General features: G+C 42.5%; 23 protein-coding genes. 11 read left to right on the top strand and 12 right to left on the bottom strand.

The features are described from left to right. Nucleotides 1–234 precede the first annotated feature (234 nt). Entirely contained in the window at nt 235–1,530 is a 1,296-nt protein-coding gene (gene eno, locus ACFQ3S_RS18455; protein WP_377167242.1) for a phosphopyruvate hydratase, read from the top strand. Nucleotides 1,531–1,680: 150 nt separating this feature from the next. Here the strand turns inward: eno and ACFQ3S_RS18450 are convergent, their stop codons facing one another. From ACFQ3S_RS18450 to ACFQ3S_RS18440, 3 genes are all read right to left on the bottom strand, one after another. Continuing rightward, entirely contained in the window at nt 1,681–2,058 is a 378-nt protein-coding gene (locus tag ACFQ3S_RS18450) for a response regulator (protein ID WP_377167239.1), read from the bottom strand. 168 nt (nt 2,059–2,226) lie between these two features. After that, nucleotides 2,227–2,517: a putative quinol monooxygenase gene (locus ACFQ3S_RS18445; protein ID WP_377167237.1), complete on the bottom strand. Its 291-nt coding sequence runs from the start codon at nt 2,515–2,517 to the stop codon at nt 2,227–2,229. A gap of 68 nt (nt 2,518–2,585) precedes the next feature. Then, nucleotides 2,586–3,161, bottom strand: a complete 576-nt coding sequence (locus ACFQ3S_RS18440; protein ID WP_377167235.1) for a thymidine kinase — start codon at nt 3,159–3,161, stop codon at nt 2,586–2,588. Nucleotides 3,162–3,238: 77 nt separating this feature from the next. Between ACFQ3S_RS18440 and ACFQ3S_RS18435 the strand changes: the two genes are divergently transcribed. The 5 genes from ACFQ3S_RS18435 to ACFQ3S_RS18415 all read left to right on the top strand — a co-directional run bounded on the left by ACFQ3S_RS18435 (nt 3,239) and on the right by ACFQ3S_RS18415 (nt 6,805). Next, entirely contained in the window at nt 3,239–4,417 is a 1,179-nt protein-coding gene (locus ACFQ3S_RS18435) for a hypothetical protein (RefSeq protein WP_377167233.1), read from the top strand. A gap of 57 nt (nt 4,418–4,474) precedes the next feature. Further along, entirely contained in the window at nt 4,475–5,017 is a 543-nt protein-coding gene (locus ACFQ3S_RS18430) for a hypothetical protein (RefSeq protein WP_377167231.1), read from the top strand. A 31-nt stretch (nt 5,018–5,048) separates the two neighbouring features. Then, the gene (gene truA / locus ACFQ3S_RS18425; RefSeq protein WP_377167229.1) at nt 5,049–5,855 is read left to right on the top strand and encodes a tRNA pseudouridine(38-40) synthase TruA; all 807 of its coding nucleotides are present in this window, start codon (nt 5,049–5,051) and stop codon (nt 5,853–5,855) included. A gap of 133 nt (nt 5,856–5,988) precedes the next feature. Continuing rightward, nucleotides 5,989–6,180 (top strand): cold-shock protein, encoded by a 192-nt coding sequence (locus ACFQ3S_RS18420; RefSeq protein WP_377167227.1) that lies wholly within the window; start codon nt 5,989–5,991, stop codon nt 6,178–6,180. A 166-nt stretch (nt 6,181–6,346) separates the two neighbouring features. Next, the gene (locus ACFQ3S_RS18415) at nt 6,347–6,805 is read left to right on the top strand and encodes a cold-shock protein (protein WP_377167225.1); all 459 of its coding nucleotides are present in this window, start codon (nt 6,347–6,349) and stop codon (nt 6,803–6,805) included. A gap of 119 nt (nt 6,806–6,924) precedes the next feature. Here ACFQ3S_RS18415 and ACFQ3S_RS18410 read toward each other — a convergent pair whose 3' ends face one another. Genes ACFQ3S_RS18410 through ACFQ3S_RS18395 form a run of 4 tightly spaced genes read right to left on the bottom strand, consistent with a single transcriptional unit; the run spans nt 6,925 to nt 9,208 of the window. Continuing rightward, the gene (locus ACFQ3S_RS18410) at nt 6,925–7,629 is read right to left on the bottom strand and encodes an SDR family NAD(P)-dependent oxidoreductase (protein WP_377167223.1); all 705 of its coding nucleotides are present in this window, start codon (nt 7,627–7,629) and stop codon (nt 6,925–6,927) included. Beyond that, complete coding sequence (locus ACFQ3S_RS18405; protein WP_377167221.1) at nt 7,626–7,988, bottom strand: type II toxin-antitoxin system VapC family toxin; 363 nt, start codon at nt 7,986–7,988, stop codon at nt 7,626–7,628. The genes ACFQ3S_RS18410 and ACFQ3S_RS18405 overlap by 4 nt, the downstream gene beginning before the upstream one ends. Continuing rightward, complete coding sequence (locus tag ACFQ3S_RS18400; RefSeq protein WP_377167219.1) at nt 7,978–8,232, bottom strand: hypothetical protein; 255 nt, start codon at nt 8,230–8,232, stop codon at nt 7,978–7,980. Before ACFQ3S_RS18400 ends, ACFQ3S_RS18405 begins: the two co-directional genes overlap by 11 nt. A gap of 28 nt (nt 8,233–8,260) precedes the next feature. Further along, complete coding sequence (locus ACFQ3S_RS18395; protein WP_377167217.1) at nt 8,261–9,208, bottom strand: lysylphosphatidylglycerol synthase transmembrane domain-containing protein; 948 nt, start codon at nt 9,206–9,208, stop codon at nt 8,261–8,263. A 127-nt stretch (nt 9,209–9,335) separates the two neighbouring features. Here ACFQ3S_RS18395 and ACFQ3S_RS18390 point away from each other — a divergent pair, with 127 nt between their 5' ends. The 5 genes from ACFQ3S_RS18390 (at nt 9,336) to ACFQ3S_RS18370 (ending at nt 14,515) form a co-directional block, all read left to right on the top strand. After that, nucleotides 9,336–10,205 (top strand): carbon-nitrogen hydrolase, encoded by an 870-nt coding sequence (locus ACFQ3S_RS18390; protein WP_377167215.1) that lies wholly within the window; start codon nt 9,336–9,338, stop codon nt 10,203–10,205. Next, a complete protein-coding gene (locus tag ACFQ3S_RS18385; RefSeq protein ID WP_377167213.1) occupies nt 10,198–11,271 on the top strand; it encodes an agmatine deiminase family protein in 1,074 nt (357 codons plus the stop codon). Before ACFQ3S_RS18390 ends, ACFQ3S_RS18385 begins: the two co-directional genes overlap by 8 nt. Before the next feature lie 495 nt (nt 11,272–11,766). Beyond that, nucleotides 11,767–12,594, top strand: a complete 828-nt coding sequence (locus ACFQ3S_RS18380; protein WP_377167211.1) for a LiaF transmembrane domain-containing protein — start codon at nt 11,767–11,769, stop codon at nt 12,592–12,594. Nucleotides 12,595–12,737: 143 nt separating this feature from the next. After that, nucleotides 12,738–13,772 (top strand): sensor histidine kinase, encoded by a 1,035-nt coding sequence (locus ACFQ3S_RS18375; RefSeq protein WP_377167209.1) that lies wholly within the window; start codon nt 12,738–12,740, stop codon nt 13,770–13,772. Next, nucleotides 13,769–14,515, top strand: a complete 747-nt coding sequence (locus tag ACFQ3S_RS18370) for a LytR/AlgR family response regulator transcription factor (RefSeq protein WP_377167207.1) — start codon at nt 13,769–13,771, stop codon at nt 14,513–14,515. Before ACFQ3S_RS18375 ends, ACFQ3S_RS18370 begins: the two co-directional genes overlap by 4 nt. Before the next feature lie 466 nt (nt 14,516–14,981). Here ACFQ3S_RS18370 and ACFQ3S_RS18365 read toward each other — a convergent pair whose 3' ends face one another. The 5 genes from ACFQ3S_RS18365 to ACFQ3S_RS18345 form a co-directional block, all read right to left on the bottom strand. Further along, complete coding sequence (locus ACFQ3S_RS18365; protein WP_377167205.1) at nt 14,982–16,319, bottom strand: TldD/PmbA family protein; 1,338 nt, start codon at nt 16,317–16,319, stop codon at nt 14,982–14,984. A gap of 8 nt (nt 16,320–16,327) precedes the next feature. Next, the gene (locus tag ACFQ3S_RS18360; RefSeq protein ID WP_377167203.1) at nt 16,328–17,968 is read right to left on the bottom strand and encodes a TldD/PmbA family protein; all 1,641 of its coding nucleotides are present in this window, start codon (nt 17,966–17,968) and stop codon (nt 16,328–16,330) included. A gap of 39 nt (nt 17,969–18,007) precedes the next feature. Next, entirely contained in the window at nt 18,008–18,397 is a 390-nt protein-coding gene (locus ACFQ3S_RS18355) for a four helix bundle protein (protein WP_377167201.1), read from the bottom strand. 52 nt (nt 18,398–18,449) lie between these two features. Next, nucleotides 18,450–20,087 carry a TldD/PmbA family protein gene (locus ACFQ3S_RS18350; protein ID WP_377167199.1) on the bottom strand — a complete coding sequence of 546 codons (1,638 nt, stop codon included), beginning with the start codon at nt 20,085–20,087 and terminating at the stop codon, nt 18,450–18,452. Nucleotides 20,088–20,270: 183 nt separating this feature from the next. Then, nucleotides 20,271–21,254 carry a LiaI-LiaF-like domain-containing protein gene (locus ACFQ3S_RS18345; protein WP_377167197.1) on the bottom strand — a complete coding sequence of 328 codons (984 nt, stop codon included), beginning with the start codon at nt 21,252–21,254 and terminating at the stop codon, nt 20,271–20,273. Nucleotides 21,255–21,256: the final 2 nt, after the last annotated feature.

Genomic DNA, 21,256 nt, shown 5'->3' with positions numbered 1-21,256 from the left:
ATAATTTAAAAACAGGAACGATAAATAAGATACACTATGTGTTGTGTTGGTGCGACTGAAAGCTGCATTGCAAAATTTATAGCGTGAATAAGCAGTTATTAATTTAGTATAAGCAATGAGCCTATGTTTTGTTAAGATGCTATTAAATTATTACCACACGATTTACATTTTCATAATTTGCATTATCTTAGCAGCCGCAATATTGTATATAATACACTAACCCAAAACAGCATTATGAGCTTAATAATTGATGTACATGCCCGCCAGATACTGGATTCGCGCGGTAACCCTACAGTTGAAGTAGAAGTTTTAACAGAAAACGGAGCATTAGGCCGTGCTGCAGTACCATCGGGCGCGTCAACCGGTGCTCACGAGGCGGTTGAGCTACGCGATAACGATAAAAGCAAATACATGGGTAAAGGCGTTTTACAAGCCGTTGCCAACGTAAACGATATTATTGCCAAAGAACTGCATGGTGTGGATGTGTTTGAACAAAACACTATCGACCAGATTATGATAGACCTTGACGGCACACATAATAAAAGTAAATTAGGTGCTAACGCAATTTTAGGTGTTTCTTTAGCTGCTGCCAAAGCTGCCGCGCAAGAAAGCCGTCAGCCTTTATACCGTTACGTAGGTGGGGTGAATGCCAATACGCTGCCTATCCCAATGATGAACATCGTTAACGGTGGTTCACACTCTGATGCGCCTATCGCCTTTCAGGAATTTATGATTATGCCGGTTGGCGCCCCTACTTTTTCGGAAGCATTGCGTTGGGGTACCGAAGTTTTTCATAATCTGAAAAAGATTTTACATGACCGTAGCCTTTCTACCGCTGTAGGTGACGAAGGTGGCTTTGCTCCTAAATTTGAAGGTACCGAAGATGGCGTAGAAACCATTATACAAGCTATTGAAAAGGCTGGTTACAAAGCTGGCGAAGATATTTGCCTGGCGTTTGACTGTGCCGCTTCTGAGTTTTATGTTGATGGCAAATACGACTATACTAAATTTGAAGGTGAAAAAGGTGCTATCCGCACCAGTGCCGAGCAAGTTGAATACCTGGCGCAGTTAGCCGAAAAATATCCTATCATTTCTATTGAAGACGGTATGGCCGAAGACGATTGGGATGGCTGGAAATTATTAACCGAAAGATTGGGTGCTAAAATACAACTGGTAGGTGATGATTTATTTGTAACTAATGTAACCCGTTTACAACAAGGAATTGATACCAACGTGGGTAACTCTATATTGGTAAAAGTAAACCAAATTGGTTCGTTAACCGAAACCATTAACGCCGTAAGCTTAGCACAAACCAACGGTTACACTTCGGTAATGAGCCACCGCTCTGGCGAAACTGAAGACAGCACCATTGCAGATTTAGCAGTAGCTTTAAATTGCGGTCAAATTAAAACCGGTTCGGCTTCCCGTTCAGACAGGATTGCAAAATACAATCAATTACTACGTATTGAAGAAGAATTAGGCGCAAATGCCAAATTTATCGGTAAAAACTTTAAGTTTTTTAAGAAGTAGTGAGTAGTTGATTAAATCTTCATCAATAAGAAAGCCGCTCAAAAAATGAGCGGCTTTCTTATTGATGATATTTTCTAAAAGTTATCCCTACGGGCAAGAATTATTCGTAAGATTTCGTTTTTAAGAGGCATAATGGGTTGCTATACGCCATTAGGTGAGGCTACCGGTATGCTTATTCACAATAGCGAACAGATCTATTAAGTCGAATGGCTTTTTCAGGTAACCATCTGCCATACCGGCATCTGCAATTTCTTTGATATTGCTTACAGCCGATACGATAATAACCGGAATATGACTGGTAGACGGGTTTGTTTTAATTTCCTTACTGATCTGCTGCCCGTTGGCATCGCTTTTCCAATCGGTCAGCCAGTTGTCCAACAAAATCAGGTCTGGTTTCAACTCTGCCAGGTTCTTTAATATCCTGGCACTTTCTGAAGCTATTACTTCAAAGTTTTCTGTCTGTAAAGCATATATAATCGTGTCTCTTATATCTTTGTCATCTTCAATAAGTAATATTTTCTTGGCCATACTGGTATCGGTGTAAATAGTATTGTTATAATTGAGGCGTAACCAACTGCCTTATTACAGGTGGGCTAAACGTTTGCACATTATTAACAATTATAACCAGGCATTTTGTTTTAACTGTTAACACAAAATTGATGATTTTTAAGAAAATATAAAGTGTTGACATTAATGTTATGCCAACCGTACCAAAGTTTTAATATGTGGCGGTTGTAATAATAACACTGGTATTACACGTACAAAATGTTTATAATGACGAGTTTCACGGTGCTTTATCAGGGCTTTTTCATTTTGCCAACACGCTATGATAATGTAGCAACAAGGCTCATCTTTATACTGGTTAAGTTGATATTCTATACACCCTTCATCATGCACCGATGCTTCAACCAGCCGTTTCAATTCCTGCTCAAATGTGTCTTCTGCATCATGGTTACAATGCAGTATAGTTATCACTTTTACACTCATAACACAAATGATTATCTATCAAATATACCCATCTGCAAGGGCCAATTGTTCAATTAACAATAATAAACTTATACCCGCGCGTAGCAAGATCTGCAACGTGGCTCATAACTTTCTTTTTCACCCAGCAAAACGCGGCTTTCATCGGGCACCAAACGGTACGAATACAGGGCCGGGTTACCGCAGTTTACACATACGGCATGCACCTTGGTAACCGATTCGGCAATGGCCATTACGCCGGGCATAGGCCCAAAAGGTTTTCCTTTAAAATCCATGTCAAGTCCGGCCACAATAACACGCACCCCTTTATTGGCCAGGGTATTGCATACATAAGCCAGCTCGTCATCAAAAAACTGGGCCTCATCAATACCTACTACCTGCACACGGCTGCCCAGCAGTAATATAGCCGAAGAACTTTCTACAGGAGTACACGGAATACTGATTTGGTTATGCGATACTACCGCTTCGGCATCATAGCGGGTATCGGTCATGGGTTTAAAGATCTCTACTTGCAGGCGGGCTATCTGGGCCCTGCGAAGCCTGCGTATCAGTTCTTCGGTTTTACCCGAAAACATCGATCCGCACACCACTTCAATACTTCCGCCGTGTTCACCGCGCCTTTTAAAAACATCTTCACTAAACAGCATTCACAAAAACTTTACAGCCGACTAATATCAGAATTATATCTTACTTTTGAGTAGGCACATTATCAACATTGGCTTACATGAAACAACAGGAGATACTCAAAAAGATAGGTAATATACTTAAAGAACTGAACGAGCAATACGATTACCTGCAGGCCGAAGAAGCACATGCCAACGACCTGGAACTGGAATTATTTGCTGCCAACGCCAAGTTTTTAACAGACCATACCGAAATACTGCGTAAAATTAACGTGCAAAACTTAAACACGCCTTTAACCCTTCCCGAGCATACGCAAACAGCAGAATTTAACAGCTTGCCTACGCCCGATATTGAAGCGAGTATCAGCTATAATCCCGTTCAAACTATTACTGAAAGTCCTCTACCCTCATTGGCTGAAAGTGCCGTAACTTACGAACCGCAAACAGAGCCTATTTTGGAACAAGAGCAGGAAATAGCGGAAACCCACCAGGAACCGGCCCAGGAATATTTTCACCCTTTGGCTGAAGAAAGAACAGAACCCCAAATTTCGATAGAGCCCGCCGCAGCGCGTGATACCTACGATTATATACGCCACGAGCCACAGGTTAGCGACGATCATCATACCTTCAGCATGAGCAGCCACAGCCAGGAAGAAGAAACTCCTCCGCATGTAGACCTTACCCCTGTAGAACCAAAACAGGCTGAACCCATGCAAGTATATTACCCGGTTGTAGAACCCGAAGAAATTACCGATACCGACAAAACCGCGCAAGAGCCGGTGGTATATGCCAACCACACTACTACCCCGCAAATAATTCAACTACCTGAGCCAGAGCCGATAGAAAGATTATACTCGTTTACCGAGGAGATCAAGGCACCAGAACCTAATAATTTTGAACAGATAGCTTCGAATTACCCGCTGCCCGCCACCGAAGCCCATAAGCCAGAACCCGAGCAGCCTTTAACATTAAACGAAAGGCTATCCGCTCAACTACGTCCAAATCACACACCTTCTTCCCCTGCACAGCATACGCCAACCGCAGTATCAGACATTAAAGCGGCTATTAACCTGAATGATAAAATGCTGTTTGTGAAAGACCTGTTTAATGGCTATAGCCTGGCCTACAGCGAAGCTATTGAATTACTTAACCGCTGCAAAAGCTTTGATGAAGCCGACCGCTTTTTAAAATCCAATTATGTTGCCAAAAACCAATGGGCCGATAAACCTGCAACGGTAGATCAGTTTTATGCTGTACTTCACCGCAGGTTTACGGTTTAAGTAAATTTTAACATCCAACAATTGTTGGCGTTTAGTGGTGTCTGTAAATTACTATCAATGAAATCTTTGTGGTTAACGTACTTTTTGTTGCTATCAACGTTTGTAAATGCGCAAAATATTACGGCGCTTAAACAGGTATCTGGAAGCGATTCTATTAGTAACGGTACTTGCATTATTTACGGAAGCTTCATACAACGCTTAGGTTTCACCAGCGGAGGTTACCCGCAAGACATTAGAATAGAGAATACCGAAACAAAAGAAGTATTTTCCTTTCGGGTTAAACCAACATTTAAATCGGCCAAAGAAAACACTTTTTGCTTTAGTATAAAGCCGGGTACCTACACCATTTTAAATTATTGGTTTACCCAAAGTAAATGGTACGGCGGTAAAATGTTTACCGAACCAGTTATTAATAACGAAAATCGTCCTTATACATTCACCGTAAATAAACCGTTGAATTACCTGGGAACATGGCATTTTAAAACAAAAAACGTGTCGTTTTCAGCTGATAAAACCGTGCTTGATGCAAAGTTAAAAAGCGACTACAACCATATCAATTTTGAAACCGCTGATACTGTTTTACCGGTAGTATTAAAGTAAATAAATTTAAAACGCTCTAACAACTCCCCTCTTGCGCTATTTTTTTCATATAGGTTATCATGGTACCCAGTACAGCGGTTGGCAGCGAAACAAAGATGCGCCCAGTGTACAGTTGGTGGTTGAGAATGCGCTTTACCACGTTTTAAAAACACCAAAACAGGTTATAGGTTGTGGCCGTACCGACGCCCATGTACATGCCAACCAGTTCTTTTTTCACATGGATGCCGAGGAGACGTGGAATTATGATCTGAAATTCAGGCTCAACAAACTATTGCCCGATGATATTGCCATTTTTGATATTATACCCATGGAAGGCCTGCCCCATGCCCGCTTTGATGCGGTTCAGCGGTCGTATAATTATTTCATCCATACCTATAAAGACCCATTTCTGAGCAAATTTAGTTCCTTATATATGGCTAAGGGCTGGAACCTGCAACTGATGCAACGTGCAGCGCAATTGCTACTAAGCTATACCGATTATCATGCCTTTTGTAAAATGCCTGACCGCAACGAGCATACTACTTGCAACATCAGTGCTGCCAATTTTTATACGGATAGCATTGGAGATAAACTCCGCTTCAATATATCAGCCAACCGATTTTTGGGCAAAATGGTACGTATTATTGTAGGTAAACTGTTAGATGTAGGTACCGGTAAATTAAGCATCGATGAGTTTGAGCACTACCTGCTTAATCCGCAATTATCGCAGGTTATCAAACCGGCATATCCGCAGGGCTTATATTTAAGCAAGATCACTTACCCATATTTGGATCTTGCCCCGAGAAGTAATTTTAGCCAAATGCTGGCCGGTGAAGGGGCGTTATGGAAAAAAGTCTAAATTAACTGTGTAAATAATGTCATCAATGTTCTAAAAAGCGTTTTCCACATTAATTATTGATAAAGATTGTTCACTATACCGAAAATGTAAATTATTATACCTACCTTGCCTACTTATTCAACAATACAATATAATGCAAGAAGGAACAGTAAAATTTTTTAATGAGGAAAAAGGTTTTGGTTTTATTACACCAAACAATGGTGGTAAAGAAATCTTTGTACACTCATCAGGTTTAATTGACAACATTCGTGAAAACAATGTAGTTAATTTTGACGTGGAAGAAGGCCGTAAAGGACCAAACGCAGTAAATGTAAAATTAGTTTAATCACTATATCTTATTGTGAAGCATCTTCCTCATGGGAAGATGCTTTTTTTGTGAATGTTGTAAAAGCGCTTCATTCTAAGTAAAAACCTCGTCAATGCATAAACAAGCTGTTCATTTACAGCATCTTGCATCATAAAACGCTAAGTAATAAATTTTAATATAATCAATGGGTAGGTCAACAGAAACATTTAGTAAAAAAGAGCGAGAAAAGAAAAAAGCTATAAAGCAACGGGACAAGAAAGAGAAATCGGAAGACCGTAAAAACAATTCGGACAAGGGCAAAACCCTTGATGATATGATGGCATATATTGATGAGAATGGCAACATAACATCAACTCCACCAGATCCGACCAAGAAGAAAAAGATCATATCGACCGATGATATCCAAATTAGTGTGCCTAAGCAGGAAGACATTGTGCAGGATGTGATCAGGAACGGCACAGTAACACACTTTAACGATTCTAAAGGTTATGGTTTCATTAGAGACCACGTAACCCAGGATAGTGTTTTCGTACACATCAACGGGTTAATTGACCCTGTTAAAGAAAATGATAAAGTAACTTTTGAAACCGAACAGGGTCAAAAAGGCCTTAACGCTATTAAAGTAAAACTAACTGCCAAATAAGTAGTTAACTCTACATAAAGAGCGATCTGGCTCAAAAGTAAAAAGCCTTTTATCAACCTATTGATAAAAGGCTTTTTACTTTTCATTAGTAGCACTGCATATCAGCCAAAAATATAACTTCAGGTGGTTGTTAAAGCTACAGGCAATATTTTTCCATTAAAAAATTTATGGCCTGTGAGGGCAAAATCGGCTACGTATTTACCCATTTCAAAAGCCATCACCGGCGATTGATAATTGGGGAATGCATTCTCCAGCATTTCCGTTTGCGCCGAACCTAAAGCCAGGCAATTCACGCTGATCTGCTGCTCGGCCAGTTCTTGTGCCAGGCATTCGGTTAAGGTATGCAAAGCTGCTTTGCTGGCCGAGTACGCCGATAATCCGGCAAATTTCGAACTGCCCGTAAAGCCGCCCATGCTGCCAATGTTCACAATATGTCCACCCGCAACAATACTGGGTACCATAGCCTGTATCATGCGTACATGGCCTAAAAAGTTACTTTGCAGCATATCTACAAAGTCAAGTTGGCCCAGTTGGGTAAAGGGTTTATTAATTAAGGCCCCTGCGTTATTGATCAGCACATCAACCTTACCGTCGAAATGTGCTTTTACAAACTGCTGCAAGTCATTGTAAACATCATGTACTATGTCGAAAGCAATGGGGTATAATATGCAGTCCGGGTTCAACCCTTTAGCGATCTCCAGTAAACGGGTAAGCTTATCCTGCGACCGGGCCAATGCAATGATCTTATGTTTGTTGCTTAAAGCTAATTCAATAACGGCTTCAAAGCCTACGCCACTGCTGGCACCAGTAATGATGATATTCATAAAGAGAAAGGATTGATCAGTATAACCTTGTTATCAAGAGAAGCAAAATCGGCCATATTATTAGTTAGCAAAGGTTTACTTTCTACAAAGGCCGTCGCATAAATCAAGGCATCGGGCAATTTAATACGGTAATTTTTACGAAGGTTGATAGTTGCTTCGGCAATGGCATCTGAAACAGGAATAACTTTTAATATAGAGCAGATGCTATTGATGATTTCGTACTCTTCAATGTTTTGAAAAGAATATCCTAAAGCCTCTATCTTGGTTATTACAGAAATACCGGCGTCTTCCAAAAATAAGGCTTGAGGATTTAAAAGGTTTTTGGATAAGTAGATGAGGACGTTAGTATCAAATATCACGCTCCCATTCCTTTCTTAATTGGCGTTGCCATTCAACTGGATCTTTAATATCAGCAAATAGATTTTTTCCCTCAGCGGCTGCCAAAAGAGCTTTAACTCGATCCAAAACGGATAAAGAGGTACCTTCATACATTAAATGTTCTGATTTTTCTTCCTGCACATCTTTAACAAATGCTGCGCTTCGAAGCAAATGCTTCAAGGCATCAACCTGCTCATCATCAACAGTAACTCTTAATGTTGTCATACCTAAATATACAAACAAAAATTTGAAATCACTGGTTTGTCGCCGCAGGTGGTTGGTCAGCTTCTTGCACAGTGGGTAACCCCTCTTCTAAACGGCTTGGGCGTAATACGTAATATACACCCAGTAACGATACAATAAGTGAAATAATATAAAACGAGATACTTAAAAATACAGCCAGCGCCACATTCATGTGAAAAGGAACCGATAGCTGTGTAAAAATAGCTTCACGTGCCCCCGCACCACCTAACGAAATAGGCACCACAGCCGCTAAAGCAGATATTAAAAAAGATAAAAGGTAAGGTGCAAACTTTCCATTAAAACCCTGACCAAGGAGTACCATAATTATAGTTAACACTTGCAATGATTGCACCAGCACAGCCTTGGCATGCCCCTGGAAAAAGTTTTTAGTATATTCTTTAAAAAATTTATGAGCGACAAAGTAATAAATAGCTGTACCCAATAAAAAGATACTGGCTGGTATGGCAATATGCAATTCTACCTGCGGAACAAACAATATTAAAGCTACTATAATGAGCCCAATAGCCCAAAGGCCACTTAAACGATCAAATAAAATGGCCCAGAACACTTTTTTGGCCGGAAGTTTATATGTTTTATTAAGCAGGTAGATCTTATAACCATCACCCCCAATACCGCCGGGCAGTAAAAAGTTGTAAAACATACCTAACAGGTAAAGTCTAAAATTAAATTTTGGGTCTAACCGTAAATTAATAGACTTAAAAAAGCTTAATAACCGCCAGGACGATACAATGCTGGACAGAAAGAAAACAAAAACAGCAGCGCCCATCCACCAATAATTGGCAGTTAACAGCTTATATTTTACTTCTTTAAAAGGCACCTTAGTAAAAACATAGTATAATAAACCGGAAGTTACCACAATTTTGAGCACCAGTTTAGTAGCGCTCCACAGCGTATCTTTCCAGGTTTTTGTTTTTGGAAGAGTTTCCGAATCAGTCATTTGAGGCAAAACTATAAAAAATCATCCAATACCTGTTTATGGTTACGCAACCTTAACATTTATTAACCATTGTTTATGACAGTTAATTTACGATGAATACATTATTTTTGCGCAAATTTTAAAGTCCATGAGCAAAGTAAAAGTTGGGTTGGTACAAACAACCTGCACAGCTGATAAACAGCAAAATTTACAAAAAGCTATTGAAAAGGTACGTGAGGCCGCTAAAGGCGGTGCTCAAATCATTTGCCTGCAAGAGCTTTTTACCTCACTGTATTTTTGCGACGAGGAAAATTATGATAACTTTCAGCTGGCAGAAGCTATTCCCGGCCCTTCAACCGATGAGTTATCTAAAGTAGCTGCCGAATTGGGTGTGGTAATTATTGCTTCCCTATTCGAAAAAAGGACACAAGGCTTATACCACAATACTACAGCGGTACTCGATGCCGATGGCGCATACCTGGGTAAATACCGCAAAATGCACATCCCCGATGACCCTGGCTTTTACGAAAAATTCTACTTTACCCCTGGCGATTTAGGCTATAAAGTATTTAAAACCAAGTTTGCTACCGTGGGCGTATTAATATGCTGGGATCAGTGGTATCCCGAAGCAGCCCGTATTACTTCGTTAATGGGTGCCGAAATACTGTTTTATCCAACTGCCATAGGATGGGCTTCCACCCAGGATGTGGATACCAATACCGAGCAATACAATGCCTGGCAAACCATACAACGTTCGCATGCCATTGCCAATGGCGTACATGTGGTAAGCGTAAACCGTGTAGGCGAAGAAGTTGGCCTGAAATTTTGGGGTGGGTCGTTTGTATCGAACCCATTTGGCAAGGTGATTTTTCAGGGCGACCACCATGAAGAACAAGTGACCACCATAGAATTGGATCTGGATAAAACCGACCATTATCGTACCCACTGGCCGTTTTTACGCGACAGAAGGATAGACAGTTATCAGCCTATTACTAAACGACTGATTGACAATGACTAATTTAAAAAACTCTCAGGCTCTCGGACTTACGGACTTCGCCGCACTGCAAGGATATATCTTCCCTGCAGAATGGGCACCGCATACCGCTACCTGGCTGAGCTGGCCGCATAAGGAAGCCTCATGGCCGGGTAAATTGGAAACTATTTACGCTAAATACTGCGAGTTTATTAAAGCAATATCGATAGGAGAGTTGGTGCGTATTAACGTGGCCGATAAGCCGATGCAGGAACTTGCTACCCAGCACTTGCACAAAGCAGGAGTTGATTTGAACCGGATTCAGTTCTTTGAATTTCCAACTAACGATGCTTGGTGCCGCGATCATGGTCCGGCATTTTTAGTAAATCCTGATACGAAAAAGAAGGTGGTGATTGACTGGGGTTACAATGCCTGGGGAGGCAAATACCCTCCTTACGACCTGGATGACGTGATTCCGACCCGTATAGCCGAGCATTTCAACCTGCCGGTGTACCACCCGGGAATTGTAATGGAAGGCGGCTCAGTCGATTTTAACGGCAAGGGTACTGTATTGACTACAACAGCCTGTTTATTGAACCCCAACCGCAACCCGCACTTAAACCAGCAGCAAATTGAAGAATACCTGCAAAACTATTACGGTGTACAGCAGGTGCTTTGGCTGGGCGATGGCATTATTGGCGACGATACCGACGGCCATATAGACGATATTACCCGCTTTGTAAACGAGGATACCGTAGTAACCGTGGTGGAAGGAAACAGGAACGACGAGAACTATCACCTTCTGCAAGAAAACCTGGAAACGCTGAAAACCATGCGGTTAATTAATGGCAAACAACTCAACATCATTGAGTTACCTATGCCAACGCCAGTTATTTACGACGACCAGATCCTGCCTGCCTCATACGCTAACTTCTACATTAGCAATGCAGCTGTAGTGGTACCAACCTACCGTTGCGCTAATGACGATAAGGCCTTAGATATTATAACCCAATGCTTCCCCGACCGTAAGGTGGTGGGGATAGACTCTACCGATATTATTTGGGGGCTGGGCAGTTTCCACTGCCTGAGCCAGCAAGAACCGGAAGTTTAACAAAACAATAAAACCTGCTCAAATGAGTAGGTTTTATTGTTTTAAGTGCAAAACCCAGTTCAAGAAACTTCATATAACTTCAAAAAAGTACAAATAATTAGATATTTCTTCATTTAATTAGATTTGAGCGCACCGCAAAATTGACTATGCGAAGTTTCCGGTCAAATCGTCTTACCCCGTATTTCCCAAATCTTGTTGTCTCATATTTTTCATGATCAAATTGACTACCTGATTTTTTTGGCCTAAGATTTTCATCAAGCTTATAACCTGAAAAACTAAAGCCTTTCAAAGTTTGCCTGAATCAAATTATTACCGCTCACTGACAAGCTGTAACCCAACGATCATCTTCCATAATTGCCGCTCTAACTTGCCACAAACTTTTTCACCGACCAAATCACCGTCTTTACCGACAAACTAACTCCAACTGCCATTTAACTATAGGCATTTGCCTCCAATAGCATTAGTTTTGGATCATAGAATTACAATTATTATATCATGAGTATCCAACCATCATATCCAAACCGCCCGCAAAACAACGGAAAAGTATTTGCCGGCCTTATACTATTGGGCGTAGGTAGCATATTACTGCTGCGCCAGTTCAGCTTTTTCTTTTTCCCCGGCTGGCTGTTCAGCTGGCCAATGTTGCTCATTGTAATAGGTTTATTTAACGGGTTTAAACACGATTTTAAAAGCCCTACCTGGTTTATACTCATCCTAATTGGCGTGGTATTTTTATCGGGGCGGTTAATCCCGGGGTTCGATCTGCGTGCATATATATGGCCTATGGCTATTATTGCTGTAGGTATATGGCTTATTGTAAGGCGTAACCACAAACCAAGTTTTGGCAAAAAATGGAAAGCCGACCAGTTGGCATCACAAGCCACATTTATACCCGAGGCCGATTATATTGTTAAACCCGAAGGAACAACCGAAACCCCTAAGGAGCCATTTAACCATAACAATTACAGCAATATCCCTAAAAACGATGATTTTCTTGATTCCTTATCCATTTTTGGCGGAGTAAAAAAAATAGTCTTATCCAAAGATTTTAAAGGTGGCGAGATCGTCAACATTTTTGGCGGATCTGAAGTAGACTTTACCCGGGCCGATATTAACGGAACCGTTATGATTGAAATTACCCAGGTTTTTGGTGGGGTAAAGCTTATTGTTCCGCCGCACTGGCAGGTACAGTCTGATATGGCCGCCGTTTTTGCCGGTATAGATGATAAACGGTTTGGCAACGCTGCCGCGCAAACCTCCGATAAAGTATTGATCCTCAAAGGAATATCTATATTTGCAGGGGTAGATGTTCGTAGTTTCTAAACTTTAAAAACACAAAATCATGAACTGGTATTTGATCATCATAAGCATTTATACTATTTTAAAGCTGGTAATTGCCTTTTTAAGTGCACCGCTTGCTTAATAGTTGAGTATATTGTACAACCTTAGTTATCACCAATAACCGCATGTCCACGTCATCAACCCTATTTAGTAAACTAAACCTGGCCTTTGCCACTGGTGGTTTAGCGTGGACGGCGTTGCAAATTTACATTATACACAGTTTTGGCTTTGACTGGTACACCGCAGCTACCGATAGTGTAGTAAGCGTGGTACCGCTGGCCGCGGCCTGCTGGTTAATTGATAATAACCTCCGTTACTATCAACCCGGAAAGGGCAGTTATATTAACCTGTTTATTTGGTGCGTTGTACTGGCCGGTGTTTGTACGTTTACGGTAAGATGGGCGCTGCCTATGCTGGTTGCAGATAGCAACTATACTGGTTTTCTCCGGCAATCGCTCATTATCAGGCTTTTTACCAATTTTATGGCTATAGGTTGGATGGCCATGATTAGCCTGATATGGTATGTACAGCAAGACCAAAAAGAGAACGAGCGCCGCAAAACCGAAGCCGAGCAACTGGCACGCGATGCCGAATTATACAACCTGCGCCAACAGTTACAACCTCACTTTTTGTTCAACAGCCTTAACTCCATTAATGCGCTGATAGGCTTTAAGCCCGATGAAGCCCGTAAAATGATCCATCAACTTTCCGATTTTTTACGTGGAACCTTAAAAAAAGATGATCAGAAACAAGTACCGCTGAAAGAAGAACTGGAGCATCTGAACTTATATCTCGACATAGAAAAAGTACGCTTTGGTCACCGCCTGCAAACCGAAATCAGCTGCGATGATAAATGCAGCGAGGCCATGCTCCCACCCTTGTTATTGCAGCCCATAGTAGAGAACGCCATTAAGTTTGGCTTGTACGATACCACCGGTGAGGTAACCATTAGCATTAGAGCCGAGGTGGAGGACAAGTACCTGGTAGTTGTGGTGCAAAACCCATACGACCAGCAAACCGCCCGCCCGCGGCATGGTACCGGTTTTGGCGTAAGCGGCATACAGCGTCGCCTGTATTTGCTTTTTGCCCGTAACGACCTGGTGGAAACTTACCAAAATGATGATATATTTACCATCATGATTAAGATACCCCAGGCATGAAATGCGTACTGATTATTGACGACGAACCCTTAGCCCGCATGGTAGTACAGGAATACCTGCAGCCCTTTAACAACCAGTTGCAGGTAATACAGGAGTGTGGAGATGGTTTTGAAGGTATTAAAGCGATAATGCAGCACCAGCCCGACCTCATTTTTTTGGATGTGCAGATGCCCAAAATAAACGGCTTTGAAATGCTGGAATTGGTGGAACATGCCCCACAGGTAATTTTCACTACCGCTTTTGATGAATATGCCATTAAAGCTTTTGAGACCCACGCAGTTGACTACTTGTTAAAACCCTTTAGCCGGGAACGATTTAATAAAGCTATTGAAAAATATCTGTTGCAAGCCAACAATAAACCGGTAGCCAAACCCAACGAAGCACTGCTGGAAACCGCGGCACAATCTCCTGCGCAGCATGAGCGTGTTGTAGTGAAAACCGGTACCAAGGTAAAGATCATCCCGGTGCATGATATTGAATACCTGGCGGCCGACGATGATTACGTGAGCATTTATACTTCCGAAGGTTCGTTTCTGAAAAATAAGACCATGAGCTTTTTTGAGCAAACGCTGGATGCCCGGCACTTTGCCCGTGTACACCGCTCTTATATGGTAAACGTAGCCCAAATAACCCGTATAGATCCGTTTGAAAAAGATGCGCATGTTGCCATTCTGAGATCAGGCGCCCGCATACCAGTAAGCAAAGCCGGTTATGTAAAGCTGAGGCAGGTTTTAGGGATATAAAACCACGGCCTTACCCGGGAGGCAGAAAGAAAACGCTATGCGGTAATTAATTTACAGATTACATTATACGAACGCAAGTACACCAATATCGCTATACGTAGGAGACATAAGGTATTGTGCCTCTACGTGATACACATTTCAATTACATACATTTAGCAGACACAAAGTATTGTGCCTCTACGTAATACACATTTCAATTACATACATTTAGGAGACACATAGTATTGTGCCTCTACGTGATACACATTTCAATTACATATATTTAGGAGACACAAGGTATTGTGCATCTACGTGATACACATTTCAATTACATACATTTAGGAGACACAAGGTATTGTGCCTCTACGTGATACACATTTCAGTTACATATAACTTTTAAATTATACCTCGCCATAAACATATTGAAAGAAAAGAAAAAAGCGGGTGCCTCACAGCATCCGCTTTTCTTTTACAGATCAATTTCTAACTACACCGCATCCGATAAAGAACTAAACGTAAAGTCCCTGATCTTCATCGGTGGGATCAGCGCGTTCTGGCCGCTTTCTCCGCTTACGGTACGTTCGCTTTTACCTAAAGCTTCCAGGTTGTTGAGCATAATTACCGGGCTTTCGTTAAAACGGAAGTTTTTCACCGGGAACTTAATTTTGCCGTTCTCAATGTAAAATGTACCATCGCGGGTAAGGCCGGTGTACAGCAGGGTTTGCGGGTCAACCGGGCGTATATACCACAAACGCGTAACCAATATACCTTTTTCGGTGCCTTTAATCAACTCCTCTAAAGTTTGGGTTCCGCCTTCCATAATAATACCACCCGGGCGCGGAATAGGTTGTACACCTTTTTTTTCGGCCCAATAACGAGAGTAGGCTAAGTTTTTAACCACGCCCTTTTCAATCCAGTTTACCCGGTTTTGCGCCTGTCCGTCGCCGCTCCAGCGGCTGGTAGGCAGATCGAGGTTAGCCGGATCTGAATAGATGTTTACCCGCTCGTCAACCATTTTTTCACCCAGGCGGGTTTTACCACCCGGAAGGCTTAAAAAGCTGCGGCCTTCATCGGCACTACGGGCATCTAAACTACCGTACAATTGTTCTAATAAAACAATACCTGCGGCAGGTTCTAAAATAACGGTGTATTTACCCGGCTCCAACGCTTTGGCCGTTGCCGAACCAGTTGCTTTGGTAGCGGCAATTTTAGAAAAAGCCAGCGTATCTAATTTAGCTACATCATTGTAGGCTTTAGTAGCATAGCCCGATCCTTTACCATCTTCGGTACGCAGCGTAACCGAAAAGTTAATATCTGTCGAAGTATTGTAAGCGAACAAACCTTTAGAGTTCATCATGGCGGAAAAGCCGGTACTGTTCTCCAAAAAGCCGGCAGCAGTTAGCTTGGCATCTTTGGCAACCTTTAAACTGGCCTGCACCATATCGGCCCGGAGCTTGGGTGTAAGGTTAGCTGTTGCCGGTACAAATGTTTTAGTAGGCGGACCATAAGTTTGCGGACCTAAAAACGGCATAAACTCCGGGTTTTCGGGGGCCAATTGAGCCAGTTCTTCCGAACGGCGTACCACTTTTTCTAACGAGGCATCATCAAACTCGTTAATAGTAGCGGTACCAACTTTTTTGCCAAAGGCCGATGATACCACCATACTGTTACGGCTTATAGCGCCGCTGGTTGATACCGAATTACGTGCATAACGGATGTTTGACGAATCGCCGCCACCTAAATTAATTTCGCATTGTTCGGCTTTTGAGTAGCTGAGCGCTTTTTTTAGCAAGGCGCGTGCTTGTTCTTCTGTTAATATAGCCATAATAGGTTTTATATTTTGCGTGCTGTATTGATAACGTTAACTCCTTTAAATTTAGCTGTAGACGACCCGTGAGATACGGCGCTCGACTGGCTGGGCTGCCCTTTACCATCAAAAAAAGATCCGCCTAAACGGTAATCGCTTTGATCGGCAACGTCAGAACAGCTGTTCCAAAACTCCTGGGTGTTCGATTGATAGGCCACATCATTCAGCATGCCTACAATTTGTCCGTTCTTCACTTCGTAATATAACTGGCCGCTAAACTGAAAATTATAACGCTGCTGATCTATAGAGAATGAACTATCGCCAATAATGTAAATACCCTTCTCGGTGTTCTTGATCATATCGGCCACTTTAAGCGCTTCTTTACCCGGCTGTAAACTTACGTTAGGCATACGCTGAAACTGAACGGAAGACCAGCTATCGGCATAGCAGCAACCCTGCGATTCTTTCAGGCCGATGATATGGCCCTGGTCGCGGATGGACTGGTAATTAACCAGCACGCCGTCTTTTATAATATCCCATTGCTTGGTGCCTACACCCTCGTCATCATAACCTACGGCACCTAACGAACCTTTTTGCAGCTTATCGGCCACAATATTTACTTTATCGCTTCCGAATTTAAATTTTTTAGATTCCCATTTATCCAGCGTTAAAAAGCTGGTACCGGCAAAATTAGCTTCGTAACCCAGCACACGGTCCAACTCGGAAGGGTGACCTACCGACTCGTGAATGGTTAACCATAAGTGTGACGGATCGAGGATCAGGTCGTACTTACCCGCTTCCACCGATTTGGCTTTCATTTTTTGATCGGCCTGGGTAGCTGCAGCGCGTGCATCTTCCAGCATATCGTAACGGTCGCGGTATAACGTGGTTGGCGCTGTTTTAATTTTTTCGCTTTCGCTCGGCATTACATACTCATAACCCATACCGCGCGGCGAACTCAACGACTGACGGGTAGAAAACTTCCCGGTTTTAGGATCGATGCGGGTTACGGTAAACAAAGGCCAAATGCGGTGTACGTCCTGGTCTATGTACGAACCATCACTGGATGCGAAATACTTTTGCTCGTTCACCAAAAACATAATGGAGTTAACGTAGTTAGCTCCGGCTTTAAGCGCGGCATCATTTACCGATAGCAACAGATCTACCTTCTCCTTTACCGGTACTTCAAAAGCATTACGCTCAATAGGTGCTTTCCAGCTTACTTCGCCGTAACCTTTTTGAGGGAGGAGTTGCACCGGATCGCTTTGCAGGCGGGCATTTTCTTTAGCAATGGCAACGGCCTGGGCAGCAGCTTTGGCAATACTGTCGTTATCCAGCTTATCAGTAGCGGCAAAGCCCCAGCAGCCGTTGGCCAGTACACGAATACCCATACCGTACGATTCGGTATTGACCACGTTTTGCACTTTGTTTTCGCGGGTTACTATAAACTGGTTAAGGTAACGGCCAATACGCACATCAGTATAAGTAGCACCCTTACCACGGGCCGCATTTAAAACCACATCGGCCATGCGTTTTTTGGTAGCCACATCCACGCCGCCCTGCAACATGGCCTCGGGCGAAATTGGTGAACCAAATACGGGGACCTGGCTCAGCATTGCCCCACCGAAACCCATGCCGGTGAGGTAGAGGAAATCTTTTCTGTTCAAAGTTGGTTGGTTAGTTGAATAGTTAAATTGTTGATTAGTTTAATTAGTTTTTGAAACGACGCCGATTGCGTCCCTCTTTGTTTTTATAAATAATATATATCCATTCAGTTTTGCCATGCACAAGTCTATTTCATCCTTTAGTATGGTAAACTGTTCTTTAGAAACAAGCCCATCGTCAAAACCAACAATTAAGTGATCGAGTGTTTCTGTCAGCGAGCCTCTTGCAATAACACAAAAACGTATATTATCCTGATAGTGAAATCTCCCGTGCCCTTCCGCAATATTATTACCAATGGACCTTGAAGAACGGATTATTTGATCGGTTAACCTGAACTTTTCGTCTACAGGAAAAGAAGCTGTTAACTCTTTTATTTGCATTCTGATGCTCCTTGCCTTTTTCCATACATCCAATTCTGTAAACGAAGCCATTGCAGTATTTTAAAACTAATCAACTACTTTACCAATCAACCATTCAACAAATTTAACCAATCCTCCTACCTGTATTAATCACGTTCACTTTATCAAATTTAGTGGTGGAACACCCATGCGATACGGCGCTCACCTGTGAGGGCTGGCCTTTACCATCGAAAAAAGAACCACCCATACGGAAATCGCTTTCATCGCAAATAGCGGAGCAGGAGTTCCAGAATTCCTGGGTGTTGGCCTGGTAGGCGGCTCCTTTTACCATACCCACTACTTTGCCTTCCTTAATTTCGTAACACAACTGGCTGCTGAACTGAAAATTATAACGTTGCTGATCGATTGAGTATGAATTACGGCCAAACATGTAAAGGCCTTTTTCGGTATTTTTGATCATTTCGGCAACTTTAAGCGGTGTTTTACCCGGTTGCAGGCTTACATTCGGCATGCGCTGAAACTGCACATCGCTCCAGGTTTGGGCGTAGCAGCAGCCTTGCGAGGCAGGCAAGCCCAATATATGGGCCTGATCGCGCGTGGCCTGGTAATTAACCAGTACGCCGTCTTTTATAATATCCCACTCGCCGGTCTTAACGCCCTCATCGTCATAACCAACAGCACCTAACGAACCGGGGCGAACTTTATCGCCTACAAAATTGACCATATTACTGCCGAACTGGAACTTTTTGGATTCCCATTTGTCGAGCGTTAAAAAGCTGGTACCGGCAAAATTGGCTTCATAACCCAACACCCGGTCCAGTTCGGTAGGGTGCCCAACCGATTCGTGTATGGTGAGGAACAAGTTGGTAGGATCGAGGATCAGGTCGTATTTACCCGGCTCTACTGGTTTGGCCTTTAATTTTTCGTTTAACTGGGCGGTGCCAATGCGCACATCTTCCAGCATATCGTACCGTTTTTTATAAATCGGGAAAATACCCTGGATCTTTTCTTTTTCATCGGGGATGAGATACTCATAACCCATGCCTACCGGCGCGCTTAACGAATTACGGGTTTCGTAACCACCGGTTTTAGGATCGGTTTTGGTTAAGGTGAACGAAGGCCACATGCGGTGAATATCCTGATCAATGTAAGAACCTTCCGTCGATGCAAAATATTTTTGCTCATTGATCATGAACAGGTTATTACTGATGAAAGTAGCCCCGGCTTTTAAGGCCACATCATTGGCGGCCAGCAATAGATCTACCTTATCTTTAATAGGAACTTCAAAAGCATTTTTTTCGATCGGTGTTTTCCAGCTGACCTCGCCATAGCCTTTTTGCGGGGCCAGCTGAACGGGTTCCGACTGTAAACGGGCGTTTTCTTTGGCTATACTTACCGCTAATTGAGCAGCTTTGGCAATGCTGTCGTTATCCAGTTTATCGGTAGCGGCAAAACCCCAGCAACCGTTAGCCAGCACCCTTACCCCCATGCCGTACGATTCGGAACTGGCTATGTTTTGCACCCGGGTTTCGCGCGTGCTAATAGATTGGTTGAGGTAACGGCCCAAACGCACATCGGCATAAGTGGCCCCTTTTGATTTGGCAGCATTTAGTGCCACATCGGCCATCCGTTTTTTAATGGCTACATCAACCGGCTGTAAAACAGTGCCCGGCACAACCGGCGAACCTATAACCGGCACGCCCTGCAACATGGCCGCACCAACACCCATACCGGTAAGATATAAGAAATCTTTTCTTTTCAATGCAAATGATATTTGATTGCGTAAGATAGCAATATGGCTTTAAATTTTATCGTTGAAACACTATAATTGACTTATTTCAATACTTTTTACCTATATATTTCAAAAAAGTATGTCATAAAAAACAAAAGCGGCTGTTCCTGAAAGAAACAACCGCTTTATTATCAATCAATCACTATGTTTTTGTTAATATCTCTTTACATTAAAGTCAGACACGCCACCTTTTAGGTGAATGTAGATCTTATTAGCCGCGGTTTGATATCCAGGAGTGATGTAATGGCTGCCATCTATCTTGGTAAAGCCTTCAAAATTATTGGAAGACAGGCCGGACGATACGTCAACCTTACAGGCCGCGTTCCTGGGTATGCTGATCTCCACTTCCGAAGCACCTGTAGCTACATTAACTTCGGTAAACGGCAGCTTGGCATCCAATTTTACCTTGGTGGATGTTGCACCGCCGCTAACGTTCAGGTTTCTAACCTTAAAAGGTGTTAAATCGAAATTCATTTCGGCTGCTCCGCTTCTGAGGTTTATATCCCATATTGGAGCCGTATGCAAACTAATGCGGGCTTCATTTTTGCGGTCGCTGTCCCAATTAAACCTGTTGTTATGGTTTTTCATGATAAAGTTGAGCACCATTACCGAATCATCAGTGCTTTTGGTAAATATATAATCGCCGAATGTTTCATGTGTAGTTGCCCGGAAAAGACTATCCGTAGTAGTGTTCAAGATATACTTGGTCGCTCCTCCAGTAATATTTAAACGAACCCTTTTTTCATCAGGCCTGTATAATTCTTCATACGTACTACTCACACCTTTCGATCTTTTGATGTCTCCATCGTTATCGGTAGTGTCCGAATCATCGTCGTCATTATCGTTATCGTCTATATTGAAACGATAATTGAACGGTGAACTATGATCGCGGTTTTTGCCAACATTGCTGAACAACACAAAACCTAAACCCATAACCAGCACGGCTACTTTTATAACGGTTGCCCATACAGTACGGTTGTTGGCCAGCATTAAGTTAACACCACCTATCACCAAAAATATAGGCCATAAACGGAACAGGTTACCCCAGTGAAAATCGATTACACCAAAGTTGTTGAGCAAAAATACGGCGCCAATAACAATCAGTACCAGGCCCGAAAATAATCTATCGCTTTTCATAA

Source organism: Mucilaginibacter terrae (assembly GCF_042679325.1).
Lineage (GTDB): Bacteria > Bacteroidota > Bacteroidia > Sphingobacteriales > Sphingobacteriaceae > Mucilaginibacter > Mucilaginibacter terrae.
The sequence above is the reverse complement of the archived record's forward strand: the minus strand, read 5'-3'. Positions and strand labels throughout refer to the sequence as shown.